Here is a 14,247-nt window from a genome sequence, read left to right on the forward strand (position 1 = left end):
AGCCATGCCCGCGCGCCGGCCACCGCGGCCACCCGGGCTCACACCGCCGGGTACGCGTGCGTCTCCGTCGCCTTGACCGCGGCCCAGACCGGCTGGCCGGGCACCAGGCGCAGGGCCGCTGCGGCGGCGGGCGTGACGTCGGCGGCGACCGCGATCGGCCCGTCCAGTTGGACGCGCAGGTTGTCGCCGTGCCGCTGCACGCCCACCACGGTCGCCGGCCAGGTGTTGCGCGGGCTGCCCTCCGGTCGGGCGGGGTGCAGGGCCACCGCCGACGGCCGGAACGCCACGAAGGCGTCCCCGTCGAGCCGGTCGGCGACGGTGAGGACGAGCCCGTCGGCGACCCGGACGGCGTGCCCCTCCGCCCGGCCCCGGTGCAGGTTGAGGCCGACCAGGCGGGCCACGTAATCGGTCCGGGGCCGCGCGGTGACGCTCGCCGCGTCGCCCTCCTGCACCACCCGGCCACCCTCCACGATGACCAGCCGGTCGGCGAGCACCAGCGCGTCCAGCGGGTCGTGGGTGACCAGCACCGTGGCGCCCGGGTGCGCGGCGAGGTGCCGGTGCAGCTCGGCGCGGGTGTCCAGCCGGGTGCGCGCGTCCAGCGCGGCGAGAGGTTCGTCCAGCAGCAGCAGCGCCGGCGCGACCGCGAGGGCACGGGCCAGCGCGACCCGCTGCGCCTGCCCGCCGGAGAGCTGCCGGGGCCGCCGGTGGGCGTGCTCGGCCAGCCCCACCCGGCCCAGCCAGGCGCGGGCCGTCCCCCGGGCGGCGCGCCGGTCGGCGCCGTGCCGGCGCGGCCCGAAGGCCACGTTGTCCAGCGCGCTCAGGTGCGGGAAGAGCAGGTAGTCCTGGAAGACCACGCCGACCGAGCGGCGTTCGGTGGGGGTGAACGCGCGCCGGTCGGGGCGGTCGAGGTCGGCGCCGTCGACGGTGACGTGGCCGGCAGTCAACGGCTGGAGGCCGGCGAGCGCCCGCAGGGCGGTGGTCTTGCCGGCGCCGTTCGGGCCGAGCAGCGCCACCACCTCGCCGGCCGCCACGCGCAGCGGCACGTCCAGGCGGAAACCGCCCCGGTCCACGACGAGGTGCGCGTCCAGCAGGCACGCGGTCACGGCGCGGTGATCCAGCGGTCGCGCAGGCCGGCCAGGATAGCGACCGAGACGACGAGCAGGATCAGGCTGAGCACGACGGCCGACTGCACGTCCGTCTCCAGCGCCAGGTACACGGCGAGCGGCATGGTCTGCGTCCGGCCCGGGTAGTTGCCGGCGAACGTGATCGTGGCGCCGAACTCGCCCAGCGCCCGCGCCCAGCACAGCACCGCGCCGGCGGCCAGCCCGGGCGCCACCAGGGGCACCGTGACGTGGGTGAACGTCGTCCAGCGGCCCGCGCCGAGAGTCGCCGCCGCCTCCTCGTACCGGCGGTCGGCGCCGCGCAGCGCGCCCTCCACCGCGATGACCAGGAACGGCATCGCGACGAACGCCTCGGCGAGCACCACCCCCGTGGTGGTGAACGGCAGCGTGATCCCGAACGTCGAGTCGAGCCAGCCACCCAGCAGGCCGCGCCGCCCGAACACCAGCAGCAGCGCCACGCCGCCGACCACCGGCGGGAGCACCAGCGGCACGGTCACGAGCGCGCGGACCAGGCGCCGGCCGGGGAACTCCACCCGGGCGAGCAGCCACGCCAGCGGCACCCCGAGCACCAGGCAGAGCAGCGTCGCCAGGGTGGCGGTGAGCAGCGACAGCCGCAGCGCGGTGAGTACCCCCGGCTCGGCGAGCCGCTGCGGCAGGGTGCTCCACGGGGTCCGGGCCAGGAGGCCGACGAGCGGCAGGACCAGGAACACCAGGCCGAGCACCGCCGGCAGCAGCAGCGCCACCGGTACGCCGCCCGCCCGCCCGCGTACGCCGAGGGGCCGCCGTTCGCGCCCGGTCGGCGACCCGGTCCCCGCGACCGTCACGGCGCCTGGAACCCGGCCCCGGTGAGCACCGCCTGCCCCGGCGCCGACCGGACGTACGCGACGAAGGCCCGCGCCCCGGCCGGGTTCGGGGCGTCGGCCAGGACGGCGATCGGGTAGTCGTTCACCGCCCGGGCGGACTCGGGGAACTCCACGGCGGTCACGTCCGCGCCGGCGGCGCGCGCGTCGGTGCGGTACACGAGCGCGGCGTCCACCTCGCCGAGCCGCACCTTCGACAGTGCCCCCTTCACGTCCTGTTCGAGGGTGACCGGGGTCAGCGTGACCCGGGCCGTGTCGAGGGCGGTGCGGGCCGCCGCGCCGCACGGGACCTGCTCGGCGCAGAGCGCCACCTTCAGCCCCGGCCGGGTCAGGTCGGCCAGGCCGCGGACGCCCTCGGGATTGCCGGGCGCGACCGCGACGACGAGCTGGTTGCGGACGAAGACGGTGGGCTCGCCGTCGGTGCCGCCGGCCTCCCTGACGGTGGCCATGGTGCGCGGCGAGGCGGAGGCGAAGACGTCCGCGGGTGCGCCCTCGGTGATCTGCGTGGCGAGGGCGGAGCTGCCGGCGAAGTTGAAGACCACGGCGGTGCCGGGATTGGCCGCCTCGAAGTCCCGGCCGATCCGCGTGAACGACTCGGTCAGCGACGCGGCGGCGAACACGGTCACCGTCCCGGTCACACCCCCGGCGGATCCGCCCGCGCCCGTGGACCCGCCGTCTCCGCAGGCGGCCAGGGCGAGCGTGGCGGCGACGGCCACGGCGACGGTACGGACGACGCGTGCTCTCATGACGCCTGCCTTCCCCGGGGACCGGCCGCCGGGGTGGCGCGCTCCACCACCACCGTCGTGGACTTGATCACCGCGACCGCGAGGGACCCGACCCGCAGGTCCAGCTCGTCGACCGCCTCCCGGCTCATCAGCGAGACGATCCGGAACGGGCCAGCCTGGATGTCGACCTGTGCCATCACGGTGTCCTTGACGACGTTCACGACGATGCCGCGCAGCCGGTTGCGGGCGGACGAGGCGTCCGCCCGCTCGTCCGGGTCGGCCGCCTGGGCTCGGGCGAACGCGGCAAGGTCCACCCCGTCGACCGTGCGGTGCCCGTGCTCGTCGCGGACCGCCCGCAGCCGACCGGCGTCCACCCAGCGGCGCACGGTGTCCGCGCTGACGCCGAGCAGTTCGGCCGCCTCCCCGATCCGGAACATCGCCACGGAGGACACCATATGCTGTCGCATCCACGAGCGGAACCATGGATGGCGGCTCGCTGCTGCACACTCAAGCCCCCTGCCGTCCCGGCATCCGCGATAGGGCGACTGGCCGGCCGGGGACGCGGTGCGGCGGGCCGCGGACGCGCCAGCCGGCCCGGCGCCGGACACCCACCCCGGCCCGCCGGCAACGGCCGCTGTCGACGCGGCCCGGGTGAGGAGAGCCACCGCCGGTGGGCACGGTCTGTCGGGCCGGCGCGACGTCCCGCTAGCCTCGGCGGACGGCGCAGTGGCGCCGCCCCGAGCAGCGGAGGAAGCCCGTGCGTGCCACCCTGATCCACGCGCCGTTCGACATCCGGGTCGAGGAGGTGCCCGACGCCGCCGTCCGGAACCCGACCGACGCGGTCGTCCGGGTCGTGCAGGCGTGCGTCTGCGGCAGCGACCTGTGGGCGTACCGGGGGGTGGCCGCGCGCCGGCCCGGGCAGCGGATCGGGCACGAGTTCCTCGGCGTGGTCGAGGAGACCGGCGCCGAGGTGAGCACGGTCCGCCGGGGCGACCTGGTGGTGGCGCCGTTCGTCTGGTCGGACGGCACCTGCGACTTCTGCGTCGAGGGCCTGCACACGTCCTGCCCGCACGGCGGCTTCTGGGGTGAGCCCGGCTCGGACGGCGGCCAGGGCGAGGCGGTGCGCGTCCCGTACGCCGACGGCACGCTGGTGCGGCTGCCCGCCGAGGCGGCCGGCGACGACCGGCTGCTCACCGCGATCCTGGCGCTGTCCGACGTGATGTCCACCGGGCACCACGCCGCCCTCGCCGCCGGTGTGCGGCCCGGCGCGACGGTGGCTGTCGTCGGGGACGGCGCGGTCGGGCTGTGCGGGGTGCTCGCGGCCCGCCGGCTCGGCGCGGAACAGGTCATCGCGCTCGGCCGGCACACCGCGCGGACCGACATCGCCCGCCGGTTCGGCGCCACCGACGTGGTCGCCGAGCGCGGCGAGGCCGCCGTCGCGGCGGTGCGGGAACTGACCAAGGGGCAGGGCGCGCACGCGGTGCTGGAGGCCGTCGGCACCGAGGAGTCGATGCGCACCGCCATCTCGGTGGCGCGCGACGGCGGCGCCGTCGGCTACGTGGGCGTGCCGCACGGCGGCAGCGCCGGCGTGGACATCCGCCAGATGTTCGGCCGCAACGTGCGGCTCGGCGGCGGCGTCGCCCCGGCCCGCGCGTACATTCCGGAGCTGCTCGCCGACGTGCTGGCCGGCCGGATCGACCCGTCGCCGGTCTTCGACCGCACGGTCACGCTCGACGGGGTGCCGGACGGCTACCGGGCGATGGACGAGCGCACCGCCCTGAAGGTGCGGATCAGGCCGTGAGGCGGGCGCCGGCCGGGCGCGCATAATGGTGGGCAGCCGGCGAGGTGTCGGTCCGGGACCGCTGGTCGCGGTCGGAGCAGCGGAGATGGCGGGAGTACGGTGACGCAGGCGATCCCGAACGTGACCCGGAACACCCGGCAGCGTGCCGAGGTGCTCGCGCTGCTGCGGGAGGTCGAGGGCTTCCACACCGCGCAGCAGCTGCACCGGATGCTCTGCGACCGCGACGCCCGGGTCGGCCTGACCACCGTCTACCGCACCCTCCAGTTGCTGGTCGACGCCGGTGAGATCGACTCCACCCGGCTGCCCGGCGGCGAGCAGTTGTTCCGCCGGTGCAGCCAGAGCCGCCACCACCATCACCTGGTCTGCCGCTCCTGCGGCCGGACGGTCGAGGTGGCCGGCCCGGCGGTCGAGCGCTGGGCCGACCAGGTGGCGGCCGAGCACGGCTTCACCGACGTGGACCACACGCTGGAGATCTTCGGCACCTGCGCGGACTGCGCCAGGGCCTGACCGGTGGAGCCGACCGCGCGGGCGGGTGGGCCGCAGCGTCCGCCGGCCTCGTCAGCAGTCGCGCCCGGTCAGCTCCGGCGCTGCGGGCGGCCCTTGAGACGGCGGCCCAGCTCCCGGGCGATCTCCCGCTGCGCGTCGCGCTCGGCCAGCGCCTGCCGCTTGTCGTACGACTTCCGGCCCCGGGCCAGCGCCAGCTCCACCTTGGCCCAGCCGTTGGAGAAGTACATCGACAGCGGCACCAGGGTGAACCCGCCGTCGCGCAGCTTCTCCCGGATCCGGTCGATCTCCACCCGGTGCAGCAGCAGCTTGCGGGTGCGCCGCGGCGCGTGGTTGGTCCACGTGCCGTAGCCGTACTCGGCGATGTGCAGGCCGTACAGCATCAGTTCGCCGTCGCGCTCCTGCGCGAACGCGTCGACCAGGGACGCACGTCCCTCGCGCAGCGACTTGACCTCCGTGCCGGCCAGCACGATCCCCGCCTCGTACGTCTTGACGACGGTGTAGTCGTGCCGGGCCTTCTTGTTCGAGGCGATCAGCGTGCGGTCGGGCTTCCGGGCGGTGCTCACCCGGGCAGGATATGCCGCCTGCTCAGGCCGTCCGCCGCAGCCGGTGCGGTCAGGCCGTCCGCCGCAGCCGGTCCGCCAGTTCCCGGACCGCCTTGGCGAAGCGCGGGTCGAACTCGCCCGGCCAGTGCCCCACGATCGGCGGCGGGACGCTGTCGTCGGGCGGGATGACCACGTCGCTCGGGTCGCGCAGCCGCCGGTCGACGGTTCCCGCCGGCCCGTAGACCGTGGGCGGCTCGCCCGGCCGGTGCGGGGAGAACATCCAGCCGCCGATCGGGTCGGTGTCCCGCCACAGGTTGAGCCAGCGCCAACCGATCCGCTCGCCCACCTCGCGCAGGACCTCGTCGCCGACGTACGCCGGGAACCACCGGGAGTAGAGCCGGCGCAGCGGTGACCCGTACGTCAGCAGCGCGACCCGGTCACCGGCGCCCGGTGGGAGTTGGAGCACGGTCGCCGCGAGCAGCACCGAGCCGTGGCTGTGCCCGGTGAGCAGCACCCGGTGCCCCTGGCCGGTCAGCCAGGCGATCCGGCGGCTCAGCTCCGGCACCGCCCGTTCGGCGTAGCAGGGTGGGGCGAAGGGGTGCGCCGCCCGGGGCCAGAACGTGCCCAGGTCCCACAGCACGCCCACGTAGCGGCGGAACTCGGCCGTCCGGTACGCGAAGATGCCGCCCAGGACCAGGGCGAGGATGAGCCCGAAGATCACCCAGCTACCGAAGCGCAGGCCGAACCGCACCAGGCCGGCGGGGAACCCGAACCACTGCTCGAGCGTCGCGCCGGGCTCCAGCTCGAACATGCCCACGGCGCTGGTCGCCATGCCGAAGCCGGCGAGCCAGGCGTACGTGATCGCGAGTGGGACGAGCCGCTCGGTGAACCGCGCCCGCGCCATGACCGTCTCGACCTCCCGCAGCCGGCGCCCGGCCTCGGGCGGCGCGTCCGGGTAGTCCCGCGCCACGGCCGCGCCCGCCGCCTGCCACCGGGCCGGTCGCGACGTGACGGCCACCACGGCGGCGACCGTCGCCGCGGCCACCACCGCCAGGAAGAACGCGAAGATCGCCCACTTGTACGTCAGCGGCGGGCCGGTCGCCGACTGCTCACCCGTCCCGACGTCGCGGTCCAGGAAGTCCGCCATCCGGTAGACCAGCTCGGCGGAGAAGGCCACCGCCAGACCGGTCGCCACCGCACCGAACACGGGCGTGCCGACCGCCCGCAGCGGCGGCCCGCCGCCGCGTCGCGACAGCGGCACGACCAGCCAGAGCACGAGCAGCAGGACGGTCTGCGCGAGGAAGAGCCGGGCCACCATGTCGCCGTACCCGGGCAGCCCAACGCCGGTCGGCGGTCGCGCGGGGTCGGCCGCGAGCACGGCCAGGACCACCGCGGTCAACCCGCACGCGAGCGTCCGCAGGACCCGGGTCGTGCGGTCGATCCGCCCCGTCCCGGGCTGATCGATCAGCGGATGCGCGCAGACCAGGACGACACAGGTGGCCAGGACCGCGCAGGTCAGGACGCTGAGCGTCACCGTGGTGGGCGAGGCCCCGAGGTTGACGCGGGCGGTGAGCAGGACGGCGTCCAGCGTGCCGAACGCGGCGGCGACGTGGATCGCGCGCAGCCGCCCGACCAGCGGCGCGGCGTCCCACTGGCCGACGGCGGTGAGCTGGTGCACGCCGGTGACGGTCGGGGGAACGCGGAACGACGCGAACATCCGCTCCGGCCGTGCCCCGAGCCACCAGACCAGCCCGACGGCGGCGGCCGGGACGAGCGCCAGCACCGCCAGCCGCAGCCCCACCGGCCGGCCCCCGAGCCAGGACAGCCAGCTCCGCTCGGCCAGGCACTGCGGCGACGACATGCACTTCCAGGCGACCAGGTCCAGTGCCACCCCGGCCACGGCGAGCACGTACAGGGCGGTGAGGGTCAGCGCGAGCACCCGGCAGAGGCCCTTGACGGTGAGGGCCCAGGCGTCGGAGCTGGTCGGGCGCATCCAGAACGCCACGTTGCAGAGCATGAACGGCAGCAGGAACACCAGCGACAACGTGCGGACGGCGGTGCCCGACGGCAGCTCGCTCCAGCGGTACGCCTCCAGGACCACCCCGCCCGGCCCCCTGGTGCCCGGGTAGCCGGTGCGGGGCCGGTAGAAGCCGCCGCTGCGGTCACCGGCGACCTGCTCGACGTTCGGGCGGTTCAGCACCTGTTCCGCGCTGGCGCCGGAGGCGCCGTGCACGCGTAGCTCCACGACGTCGTCCGGGCGTCCGCCCGGAGGTGCTGGCGCGTCCGACATCGGCCCCCCGGAGGCGTCGTACGGCGGCACGGCCGCCCCGGGCCGCGCGGTGGGCGCCGTCTACCCGTTCGACGCCCGGTCACGCCTGCCGCCCGATACCCGATCCGGGTGGCGGCGGGCCGGGGTGTCCGGCCACAATCCGGGCGTGGATGATGCGCGGCTGGTCCGGCTGAGCAAGCGGATGTCCCTCGCCCTGCGGCACCGTCCGGACCGCTTCGGGCTGGCCCCGGACCGCGCCGGCTGGGTGCCCGTCGACGACGTCCTCGCCGCTCTGGGCATCCGCCGCGCCGACCTCGACGACGCGGTGGCCGGCAACGACAAGCAGCGCTTCGCGGTGGAGCGCGGCCCGGACGGCGTCGAGCGTATCCGGGCCAACCAGGGGCACTCGATCCCCGTCGATCTCGGGCTGTCGCCGGTGGACCCGCCGGCCGTGCTCTACCACGGCACCAGCGCCGCCGTGCTGGACTCGATCCGGGTGAGCGGGCTGCACCGGGGCGGCCGGCACCACGTCCACCTCTCGCCGGACGTGGAGACCGCGCGGCGGGTGGGGGCCCGGCGCGCCGGCCGGACCGTGGTCCTGACCGTCGACGCGGCCGGCATGGCGCGCGACGGCCACGCCTTCTACCGCAGCGCCAACGGTGTCTGGTTGACCGACACCGTCCCCGCCCGTTATCTGGAGGCCTGACCGCCGCCGCTGCCCGGCCGGCCCGCTCGGGCCGCTCGGGCCGCTCGGCCCGCTCGGCCTGCCGGCCCGGCGCCGTCGGCCCGCCCGCTGCCCGGCCGCCCGGTCGGAGCCGCCGGGTTCAGCCGGCGTGCCGGGAGAGGAAGTCGGCGAGCACCCGGGTGTGGGTCGAGAACGCCAGCTCGACCGGCTCGGTGAGCACCAGCCACTCGGTCGCCTCCTCGGTGGGCGCCGACGGCGGCAGCGTCGCGGCCGGCCGGGCGGACAACTCCCCGAAGATCATCATCGTGCCGCCCGCCGGGGCGCTGTGCACCGCGAACAGCGTCGCGTCGGCCGGGTCGGCGAGCAGGCCGGTCTCCTCGCGAAGCTCCCGCACCAGCGCGTCCTGCCACTCCTCGCCGTACTCGATGAAGCCGCCCGGCAGCGCGAGCTGCCCACGCGCCGGCTCGATGTCCCGGCGGACGACCACCACGCCCAGGCCCGCGTCGGTGCGCACCGGCAGCACCGCCACCGCCACCGGCAGCGGATTGCGCCAGACGGTCTCGCCGCAGGCCGCGCAGACGCGGGGCCACGCGGTCGGTGGCGGGTAGGCCGTGCCGCAGTAGGAGCAGTGCGAGTACGGCGTCGCGGTCATGCCGTCGCACGTTACCCGTCGCATCGCAGGGCGTGCGGTCGCTCCCGGGGGCGCGGCGGTGTCCGCGGGTACGCGACACCGCCGCGCGGCGGCACCTGTCGGGTCAGGCCTGCTCGGCGCCGGTGTAGAAGGCGGTGGTGCGGTCGGCCGCGGCCCGGGCCTCGGCCCGGTCGGTGCCGCCGGCGACGCTCGCGTCGTACCACTGCTCGCTGCTCAGCGCGACGAACCGTCGGCCCTCGTCGGAGGCCATCCAGGCCTCGCTCTCCTCGGGGGTGACGCCGGCGCCCGCGGCGGCCAGGTGCGAGGCGAGGCCGAGCGCCGCCAGGTCCCAGCCCACGCCCACCGCCCCGGGGCCGAACTGTGTCCAGCGGTCGTCGTCGACGTGCGCGATGTGGTCCAGCTCGAACCGCGTCCGGCCGTCCTCGACCGGGGCGAGCCGCACCTCGATCCAGCTCACCTCGTCGCCGTACTCCCAGGTCGCGGCGAAGCCCTTCGGCGGATCGCAGCGTTCGATCGTGCCGCCGGCGTTGCCCTGCAACTGGTAGCGGCCGCCCAGCCGCAGGTCCCCAGAGACGGGCAGGAACCAGCGGGGGATGCGTTCGGGGTTGGTGCAGGCGTCCCAGACGTCCTCCGGGGACGCGTCGTACGTTTGGCTGATCGTCATCACCCGGGCCTCGCCGGCCTCGAGGGCACGGCGGCCGAGCTGGCGCCGGACGGCGCTGATCTGGCTGCTGGCGTCGATCATCGTTCACTCCTGTCGTCGGGGGGCGGCGGCTCGCGTCGCCGCCGCTCGCGCTGGCCCCGGGCCAGCTCGGTGGCCAGTGCCTGGAGCGGGTTGGTCCAGAACCGGCGGAAATGCTCCAACCACTGGTCGACCTCCCGCAGCGGCCGGGTGTCGACCGCGTACAGCCGGCGCGTGCCGGCCGGGCGGACGGTGGCGAAGCCGTTGTCGCGCAACACCTTCAGATGCTGGGAGACGGCCGGCTGGGAGATCCCGAACTCCGCCCGGACCACCTCGACCAGCTCGCCGGCGGTCATCTCGCCGTCGGCCAGCAGCTCCAGGATCCGGCGTCGCACCGGATCGCCGAGCACATCGAACGCGTGCACCGGACCTTTATATCAGGCAGTACTTATTTAAGCTAGCTCTGATGATCGGCGCGAGCGGTGCCGATGGCGTCCATCCGGCCCCAGCGGCCGGGAATGTCCAGCAGTTCGACGCGACCGAACCGCGCCGGCACCTCGGGGGCCACCACCAGGTGCTCGCCGTACGGCTCCAGTCCGAGCAGCGTACGGACCAGCATGAAGGTCGCGCTCGTCGCCAGCGCGTGGGGACTGTTCGCCGTCGGGTAGCGCACCGGGTAACCGGTCCGCTCCCGGTCGAACCCGGCGAACGCCTCCGGCAGGCGGGCGTCGAAGTACGCCGACGCCGCGATGATCCCCTCCGCGATGACGCCGGCCTCGCGTCGGAAGCCGTACCGGCGCAGCCCGGCGGCGATCAGCGCGTTGTCGAAGGGCCACACGGTGCCGACGTGGTAGCCGAGCGGGTTGTACCGGGCCTGGCCCTCCGCCAGGGTGCGTACCCCCCAGCCGGAGAAGAGCCGCGGGCCGAGCAGGTGCTCGACCACCGACGCCGCCCGCGAATCGTCGACGATGCCGCTCCACAGCAGGTGCCCGATGTTCGACGACAGGGCGTCGACCGGGGTGCCGTCGCTGTCGAGGGCGAGCGCGAAGTAGCCGTCGCCGGCCAGCCAGAAGTCCCGGTTGAAGCGCACCTTCAGGTCCGCTGCCTCCCGCTCCAACCGGTCGGCGTACGCCGGGTCGCCCCAGACGTCGCGGGCCAGCCGGGCGCCCCGCCGCTTCGCGTCGTACGCGTACCCCTGAAGTTCGCAGGTCGCCCGGGGCAGGCCGGGCAGGTGCCCGTCGCGGTAGCAGACCGCGTCGGGAGAGTCCTTCCAGCCCTGGTTGAGCAGGCCCGTGTCGTTGTTGCGGCGCTGGTACCAGACGTACCCGTCGTTACGGATGTCGCCGTACTCTTCGATCCACCGCAACGCCGCCCGGGCCTCCTCCTCGAACTCCCGCGCCAGCGCGGTGTCACCGGTCCACCGCTCGTACTCGTCGAGCAGGACGACGTACAACGGGGTGGTGTCGGCGCTGCCGTAGTACGGCGACTGCGGACGCTCCTCGAACGCGGCGCGTTCCCCGTACCGGAACTCGGTCAGGATCTTTCCCGGCTCCTCGTCGCGGAAGTCGTCGAGGACCGCGCCCTGGTCGATGCCGAGCATGCGCAGCGTCGCGGCGGCGAGCCCCGGAGCGACCGGGAGGGCCTGCAGGCTCGTCAGGATGCTGTCCCGGCCGGTGATGGTGGCGGTCCACGGCAGGCCGGCGGCGGGCATCGCCTCCTCGGGCAGGGTCAGCGGCGAGAACCGCAGGCCGGCGAGGTCCACCAGGCTGCGCCGCCACGCCGTCGTCAGGACCTCCCAGTCGCAGCTGAGCCGCGGCGACTCGGCCAGCCAGTGACCCAGGTCGGTCCGGAGCTCGTCGGCGGCGCGCCGCCGACGGCGGTGCAACCGTTCGCGCACGTCCTCGCCGTCCGGGCGGAGAACCAGGCTCCGGACCCGCACAGTGGTCGTCCACCGCCCGTTCCGGTCGATCCGTACGTGGTAGGTCAGCCCGTTCTCGTCGACGTCCGCGGGTGCCGTGCTGGAGATGACCGTCTCCCGCTGGAACCGCTCCCGCTGGTAGCCCAGGCGTAGGGAGCCGTTCTCTGTCCGGCGGTAGAAGCGCCCGGCGGGGCCGTGCGGCTGCTGCATCGCGAGGATCGGCACGAAGTCGCTGCCGGCGTCGATCCGTACCGTGTAGTCCGTCGGTTCGGACCGATGGTTGAGGACGGTGAGCGTCTCCTGGAAGCTGCCGCCGGTGATGACGCGGTCCCGGATGACCGACACCTTCGCGTCGACGTAGTGGGTCGGAACGCCGGGCACCAGGAAGAACCGGGCCTCGAAGTAGTGCGGTTCGTGCACGGCGAGCGGGTGCAGCGTTTCGCCGTTGATGGTGAGCCGCCAGCGGGACAGGAAGCGGGTGTCGAAGTCGAAGAATCCGCACGGGTTCGCCGGGGTCGCCGCGATGTCGCCGTTCTCCTCGCTGAGGACGAAGATGTTGCCGTCCAGGATCCGGACCAGGTCGGCCTTCACGCCCGGTCCCAGGCTGTCGGGCTGACGGCGCGCGGGTGGCGGGCGCCGGGCGGCGGCGCGAACAGGCGTTCCAGCAGCACGACGTACCGGAACTGGCCCTCGGTGGTGATGTCGTTGCGTAGCCAGGCGGAGAGGGGCTTGACCTCGCCGCGGGCCATCCGCTCGAACAACGACTCGTCCGCGTGGATCACCGTGTCGGCCGTGCGCGCCTCCCGGGTGACCCGCACCGTGCCCCGGTCGATCGTCACCAGCCAGTGGTCGGTCCCGTCGGGGTGAATCAGGTCGAAGCGGATGGAGCCGCAGGTCTTGCGGGTCAGGCGCTCGTGCCCGTGCCGGACGAGCCCGGCGAAGAACGTCTCCGTCGCCTCCGACATCCCCGGCACCCCCCGGTCGACTCTAGTGGCCGCGCCCGGAATGCGAGGGTCCTTCTCCCGGGGAACGTCCGGGACGACGTGCCCCCGGAGAAATGTCGCTCGGTGTTGTCGAAACCGTCGGTGCCGTGGGGCCGCCGGTACGCCCTCGCCCGAGGAGGGGCCGTGCGCCACGACCTCACCACCCGGCGGACGAGGTGCAAGGAAGGGCCCCCTGTTAACGCCTCCGGTAGAGGAAGGGTCCCTTCTTAACGCGGGCCGCGGACCCCGAGCGTTTTCCGCCGCGGCGGGCGGGAACTCCCGAGGCACGGCAGTGCGGCGCCCGGCGCGCCGCCCGACGAACGGACGCCGACCGCTCATGACGTACCGTCCGGCCCCCACCCTCCCCGACCTCACCACGCTGACCCTCGGCGTCGAGGAGGAGTACCTGTTGCTGGACCCCGACACGGGGGCGAGCCTGCCGGTCGCCGGACAGGTGCTCGACGGGCTGTCGGGCGCCGCCCGTGAGCAGAGCCGGCAGGAGTTCCGGCACAGCATGGTCGAGATGGTCACGCCGGTCTCGTCCGAGCTCGCCGAGGTACGCGAGCACCTGGTGGCGCTGCGCGGGGCCGCCGCCGACGCGGCCGAGGCCGCCGGCGCCCGCCTCGTCGCCGTGGGGGCCACGCCGGTGCACGAACCGCACCGGACGGTGCCGGACAAACCCCGCTACCACGCGATGTCCCGGCGATTCGGGCCGGTCGCGCACGATCCGGCGGTCTGCGGCTGCCACGTGCACGTCGGTGTCCCGGACCGGGAACTCGCCGTGCAGGTCTGCAACCACCTGCGCCCCTGGCTGCCGGTGGTGCAGGCGATCACCGCCAACTCGCCGCTGCACGACGGCCGGGACACGGGGCACGCGAGCTGGCGGTCGATGCAGCTGGAACGCTGGCCGAGCATCGGCCCCACCCCGCACTTCGAGTCGGTCGCCGACTACGACGCCACCGTCGAGGAGCTGATCCGGGCGGGCATCATGCTGGACGCAGCGATGGTCTACTGGTACGCCCGCCCGTCCGTCGCGTACCCCACGGTCGAGGTGCGGGTGGGCGACGTCTGCCCGACCGTCGACGACACCGTGCTCGTCGCCGGGCTCGTCCGCGCCCTCGTCGCGACCGTGGCGGGCGACGTCCGCCACGGGATCCTCGCCCCCCGGATCCGGGACTGCCTGCTCTCCGCCGCCCACTGGCGCGCCGCCCACGACGGGCTCGACGGCGACCTCATCGACCTGCGCTCGGGCCTTGCCCGGCCGGCGTGGGACCTGGTCGACGAGCTGTTCGCCACCGTCGCGCCCGCGCTGCTGCGGCACGGCGACCTGACGTACGTGCTCGACCAGCTGCACCGGGTCCGCCGCGACGGCAACGGCGCGGCCCGGCAGCGCCGCGTCCTGGCCCGGACCGGCTGCGACGTCCGCGCCGTGCTGGACCATCTCGCGGCCCAGACCCGCCCGGCGGCGTGATTGCAGGGGGCCCTTGTACAACGCCAGGCGT

Annotated in this window: 15 protein-coding genes; 4 read left to right on the forward strand and 11 right to left on the reverse strand. The window is 74.9% G+C overall.

The genetic code is table 11. The features are described from left to right. Nucleotides 1-38: 38 nt before the first annotated feature. The 4 genes from ACN26Y_RS20325 to ACN26Y_RS20340 are packed head-to-tail and all read right to left on the reverse strand — an operon-like array spanning nucleotide 39 to nucleotide 3,149. The gene (locus ACN26Y_RS20325) at nucleotides 39-1,103 is read right to left on the reverse strand and encodes an ABC transporter ATP-binding protein (RefSeq protein WP_422733281.1); all 1,065 of its coding nucleotides are present in this window, start codon (nucleotides 1,101-1,103) and stop codon (nucleotides 39-41) included. Beyond that, a complete protein-coding gene (locus ACN26Y_RS20330; RefSeq protein ID WP_422733282.1) occupies nucleotides 1,100-1,945 on the reverse strand; it encodes an ABC transporter permease in 846 nt (281 codons plus the stop codon). The genes ACN26Y_RS20325 and ACN26Y_RS20330 overlap by 4 nt, the downstream gene beginning before the upstream one ends. Then, the gene (modA, locus tag ACN26Y_RS20335) at nucleotides 1,942-2,727 is read right to left on the reverse strand and encodes a molybdate ABC transporter substrate-binding protein (RefSeq protein WP_422733283.1); all 786 of its coding nucleotides are present in this window, start codon (nucleotides 2,725-2,727) and stop codon (nucleotides 1,942-1,944) included. The genes ACN26Y_RS20330 and modA overlap by 4 nt, the downstream gene beginning before the upstream one ends. After that, complete coding sequence (locus ACN26Y_RS20340; protein WP_155331809.1) at nucleotides 2,724-3,149, reverse strand: TOBE domain-containing protein; 426 nt, start codon at nucleotides 3,147-3,149, stop codon at nucleotides 2,724-2,726. The genes modA and ACN26Y_RS20340 overlap by 4 nt, the downstream gene beginning before the upstream one ends. Before the next feature lie 314 nt (nucleotides 3,150-3,463). Here ACN26Y_RS20340 and ACN26Y_RS20345 point away from each other — a divergent pair, with 314 nt between their 5' ends. Further along, entirely contained in the window at nucleotides 3,464-4,507 is a 1,044-nt protein-coding gene (locus ACN26Y_RS20345) for a zinc-dependent alcohol dehydrogenase family protein (protein ID WP_155331810.1), read from the forward strand. A gap of 99 nt (nucleotides 4,508-4,606) precedes the next feature. Then, complete coding sequence (locus ACN26Y_RS20350; protein ID WP_155331811.1) at nucleotides 4,607-5,014, forward strand: Fur family transcriptional regulator; 408 nt, start codon at nucleotides 4,607-4,609, stop codon at nucleotides 5,012-5,014. Nucleotides 5,015-5,082: 68 nt separating this feature from the next. On the opposite strand, the gene smpB is transcribed toward ACN26Y_RS20350, so the two are convergent. Then, the gene (gene smpB, locus ACN26Y_RS20355) at nucleotides 5,083-5,577 is read right to left on the reverse strand and encodes an SsrA-binding protein SmpB (protein WP_155331812.1); all 495 of its coding nucleotides are present in this window, start codon (nucleotides 5,575-5,577) and stop codon (nucleotides 5,083-5,085) included. 49 nt (nucleotides 5,578-5,626) lie between these two features. Further along, the gene (locus tag ACN26Y_RS20360) at nucleotides 5,627-7,801 is read right to left on the reverse strand and encodes a hypothetical protein (protein WP_422733284.1); all 2,175 of its coding nucleotides are present in this window, start codon (nucleotides 7,799-7,801) and stop codon (nucleotides 5,627-5,629) included. A gap of 190 nt (nucleotides 7,802-7,991) precedes the next feature. Here ACN26Y_RS20360 and ACN26Y_RS20365 point away from each other — a divergent pair, with 190 nt between their 5' ends. Further along, a complete protein-coding gene (locus ACN26Y_RS20365; RefSeq protein ID WP_155331814.1) occupies nucleotides 7,992-8,531 on the forward strand; it encodes an RNA 2'-phosphotransferase in 540 nt (179 codons plus the stop codon). A 118-nt stretch (nucleotides 8,532-8,649) separates the two neighbouring features. Here ACN26Y_RS20365 and ACN26Y_RS20370 read toward each other — a convergent pair whose 3' ends face one another. The 5 genes from ACN26Y_RS20370 to ACN26Y_RS20390 form a co-directional block, all read right to left on the reverse strand. Continuing rightward, a complete protein-coding gene (locus tag ACN26Y_RS20370) occupies nucleotides 8,650-9,162 on the reverse strand; it encodes an NUDIX domain-containing protein (protein WP_155331815.1) in 513 nt (170 codons plus the stop codon). Between the two features lie 103 nt (nucleotides 9,163-9,265). Next, the gene (locus ACN26Y_RS20375; protein ID WP_422733285.1) at nucleotides 9,266-9,907 is read right to left on the reverse strand and encodes an SRPBCC family protein; all 642 of its coding nucleotides are present in this window, start codon (nucleotides 9,905-9,907) and stop codon (nucleotides 9,266-9,268) included. Continuing rightward, a complete protein-coding gene (locus tag ACN26Y_RS20380; RefSeq protein ID WP_155331817.1) occupies nucleotides 9,904-10,269 on the reverse strand; it encodes an ArsR/SmtB family transcription factor in 366 nt (121 codons plus the stop codon). Before ACN26Y_RS20380 ends, ACN26Y_RS20375 begins: the two co-directional genes overlap by 4 nt. Nucleotides 10,270-10,301: 32 nt before the next feature. Further along, nucleotides 10,302-12,353, reverse strand: coding sequence for a glycogen debranching N-terminal domain-containing protein (locus tag ACN26Y_RS20385; protein ID WP_422733286.1), 2,052 nt, complete (start codon nucleotides 12,351-12,353; stop codon nucleotides 10,302-10,304). Next, nucleotides 12,350-12,727 carry an SCP2 sterol-binding domain-containing protein gene (locus tag ACN26Y_RS20390; RefSeq protein ID WP_422733287.1) on the reverse strand — a complete coding sequence of 126 codons (378 nt, stop codon included), beginning with the start codon at nucleotides 12,725-12,727 and terminating at the stop codon, nucleotides 12,350-12,352. The genes ACN26Y_RS20385 and ACN26Y_RS20390 overlap by 4 nt, the downstream gene beginning before the upstream one ends. A 355-nt stretch (nucleotides 12,728-13,082) precedes the next feature. On the opposite strand from ACN26Y_RS20390, the gene ACN26Y_RS20395 reads away from it, so the two are divergent. Continuing rightward, nucleotides 13,083-14,216 carry a carboxylate-amine ligase gene (locus ACN26Y_RS20395; RefSeq protein WP_422733288.1) on the forward strand — a complete coding sequence of 378 codons (1,134 nt, stop codon included), beginning with the start codon at nucleotides 13,083-13,085 and terminating at the stop codon, nucleotides 14,214-14,216. Nucleotides 14,217-14,247 lie beyond the last annotated feature (31 nt).

Source organism: Micromonospora sp. WMMD558, assembly GCF_049315255.1.
Classification (GTDB): Bacteria; Actinomycetota; Actinomycetes; order Mycobacteriales; family Micromonosporaceae; genus Micromonospora.

Bases quoted from the DNA above. Each gene is read 5' to 3' on its own strand.
- modA (WP_422733283.1), bottom strand. From the start codon at position 2,727: ATGAGAGCACGCGTCGTCCGTACCGTCGCCGTGGCCGTCGCCGCCACG.
- ACN26Y_RS20395 (WP_422733288.1), top strand. From the start codon at position 13,083: ATGACGTACCGTCCGGCCCCCACCCTCCCCGACCTCACCACGCTGACC.
- ACN26Y_RS20370 (WP_155331815.1), bottom strand. From the start codon at position 9,162: ATGACCGCGACGCCGTACTCGCACTGCTCCTACTGCGGCACGGCCTAC.
- ACN26Y_RS20390 (WP_422733287.1), bottom strand. From the start codon at position 12,727: ATGTCGGAGGCGACGGAGACGTTCTTCGCCGGGCTCGTCCGGCACGGG.
- ACN26Y_RS20375 (WP_422733285.1), bottom strand. From the start codon at position 9,907: ATGATCGACGCCAGCAGCCAGATCAGCGCCGTCCGGCGCCAGCTCGGC.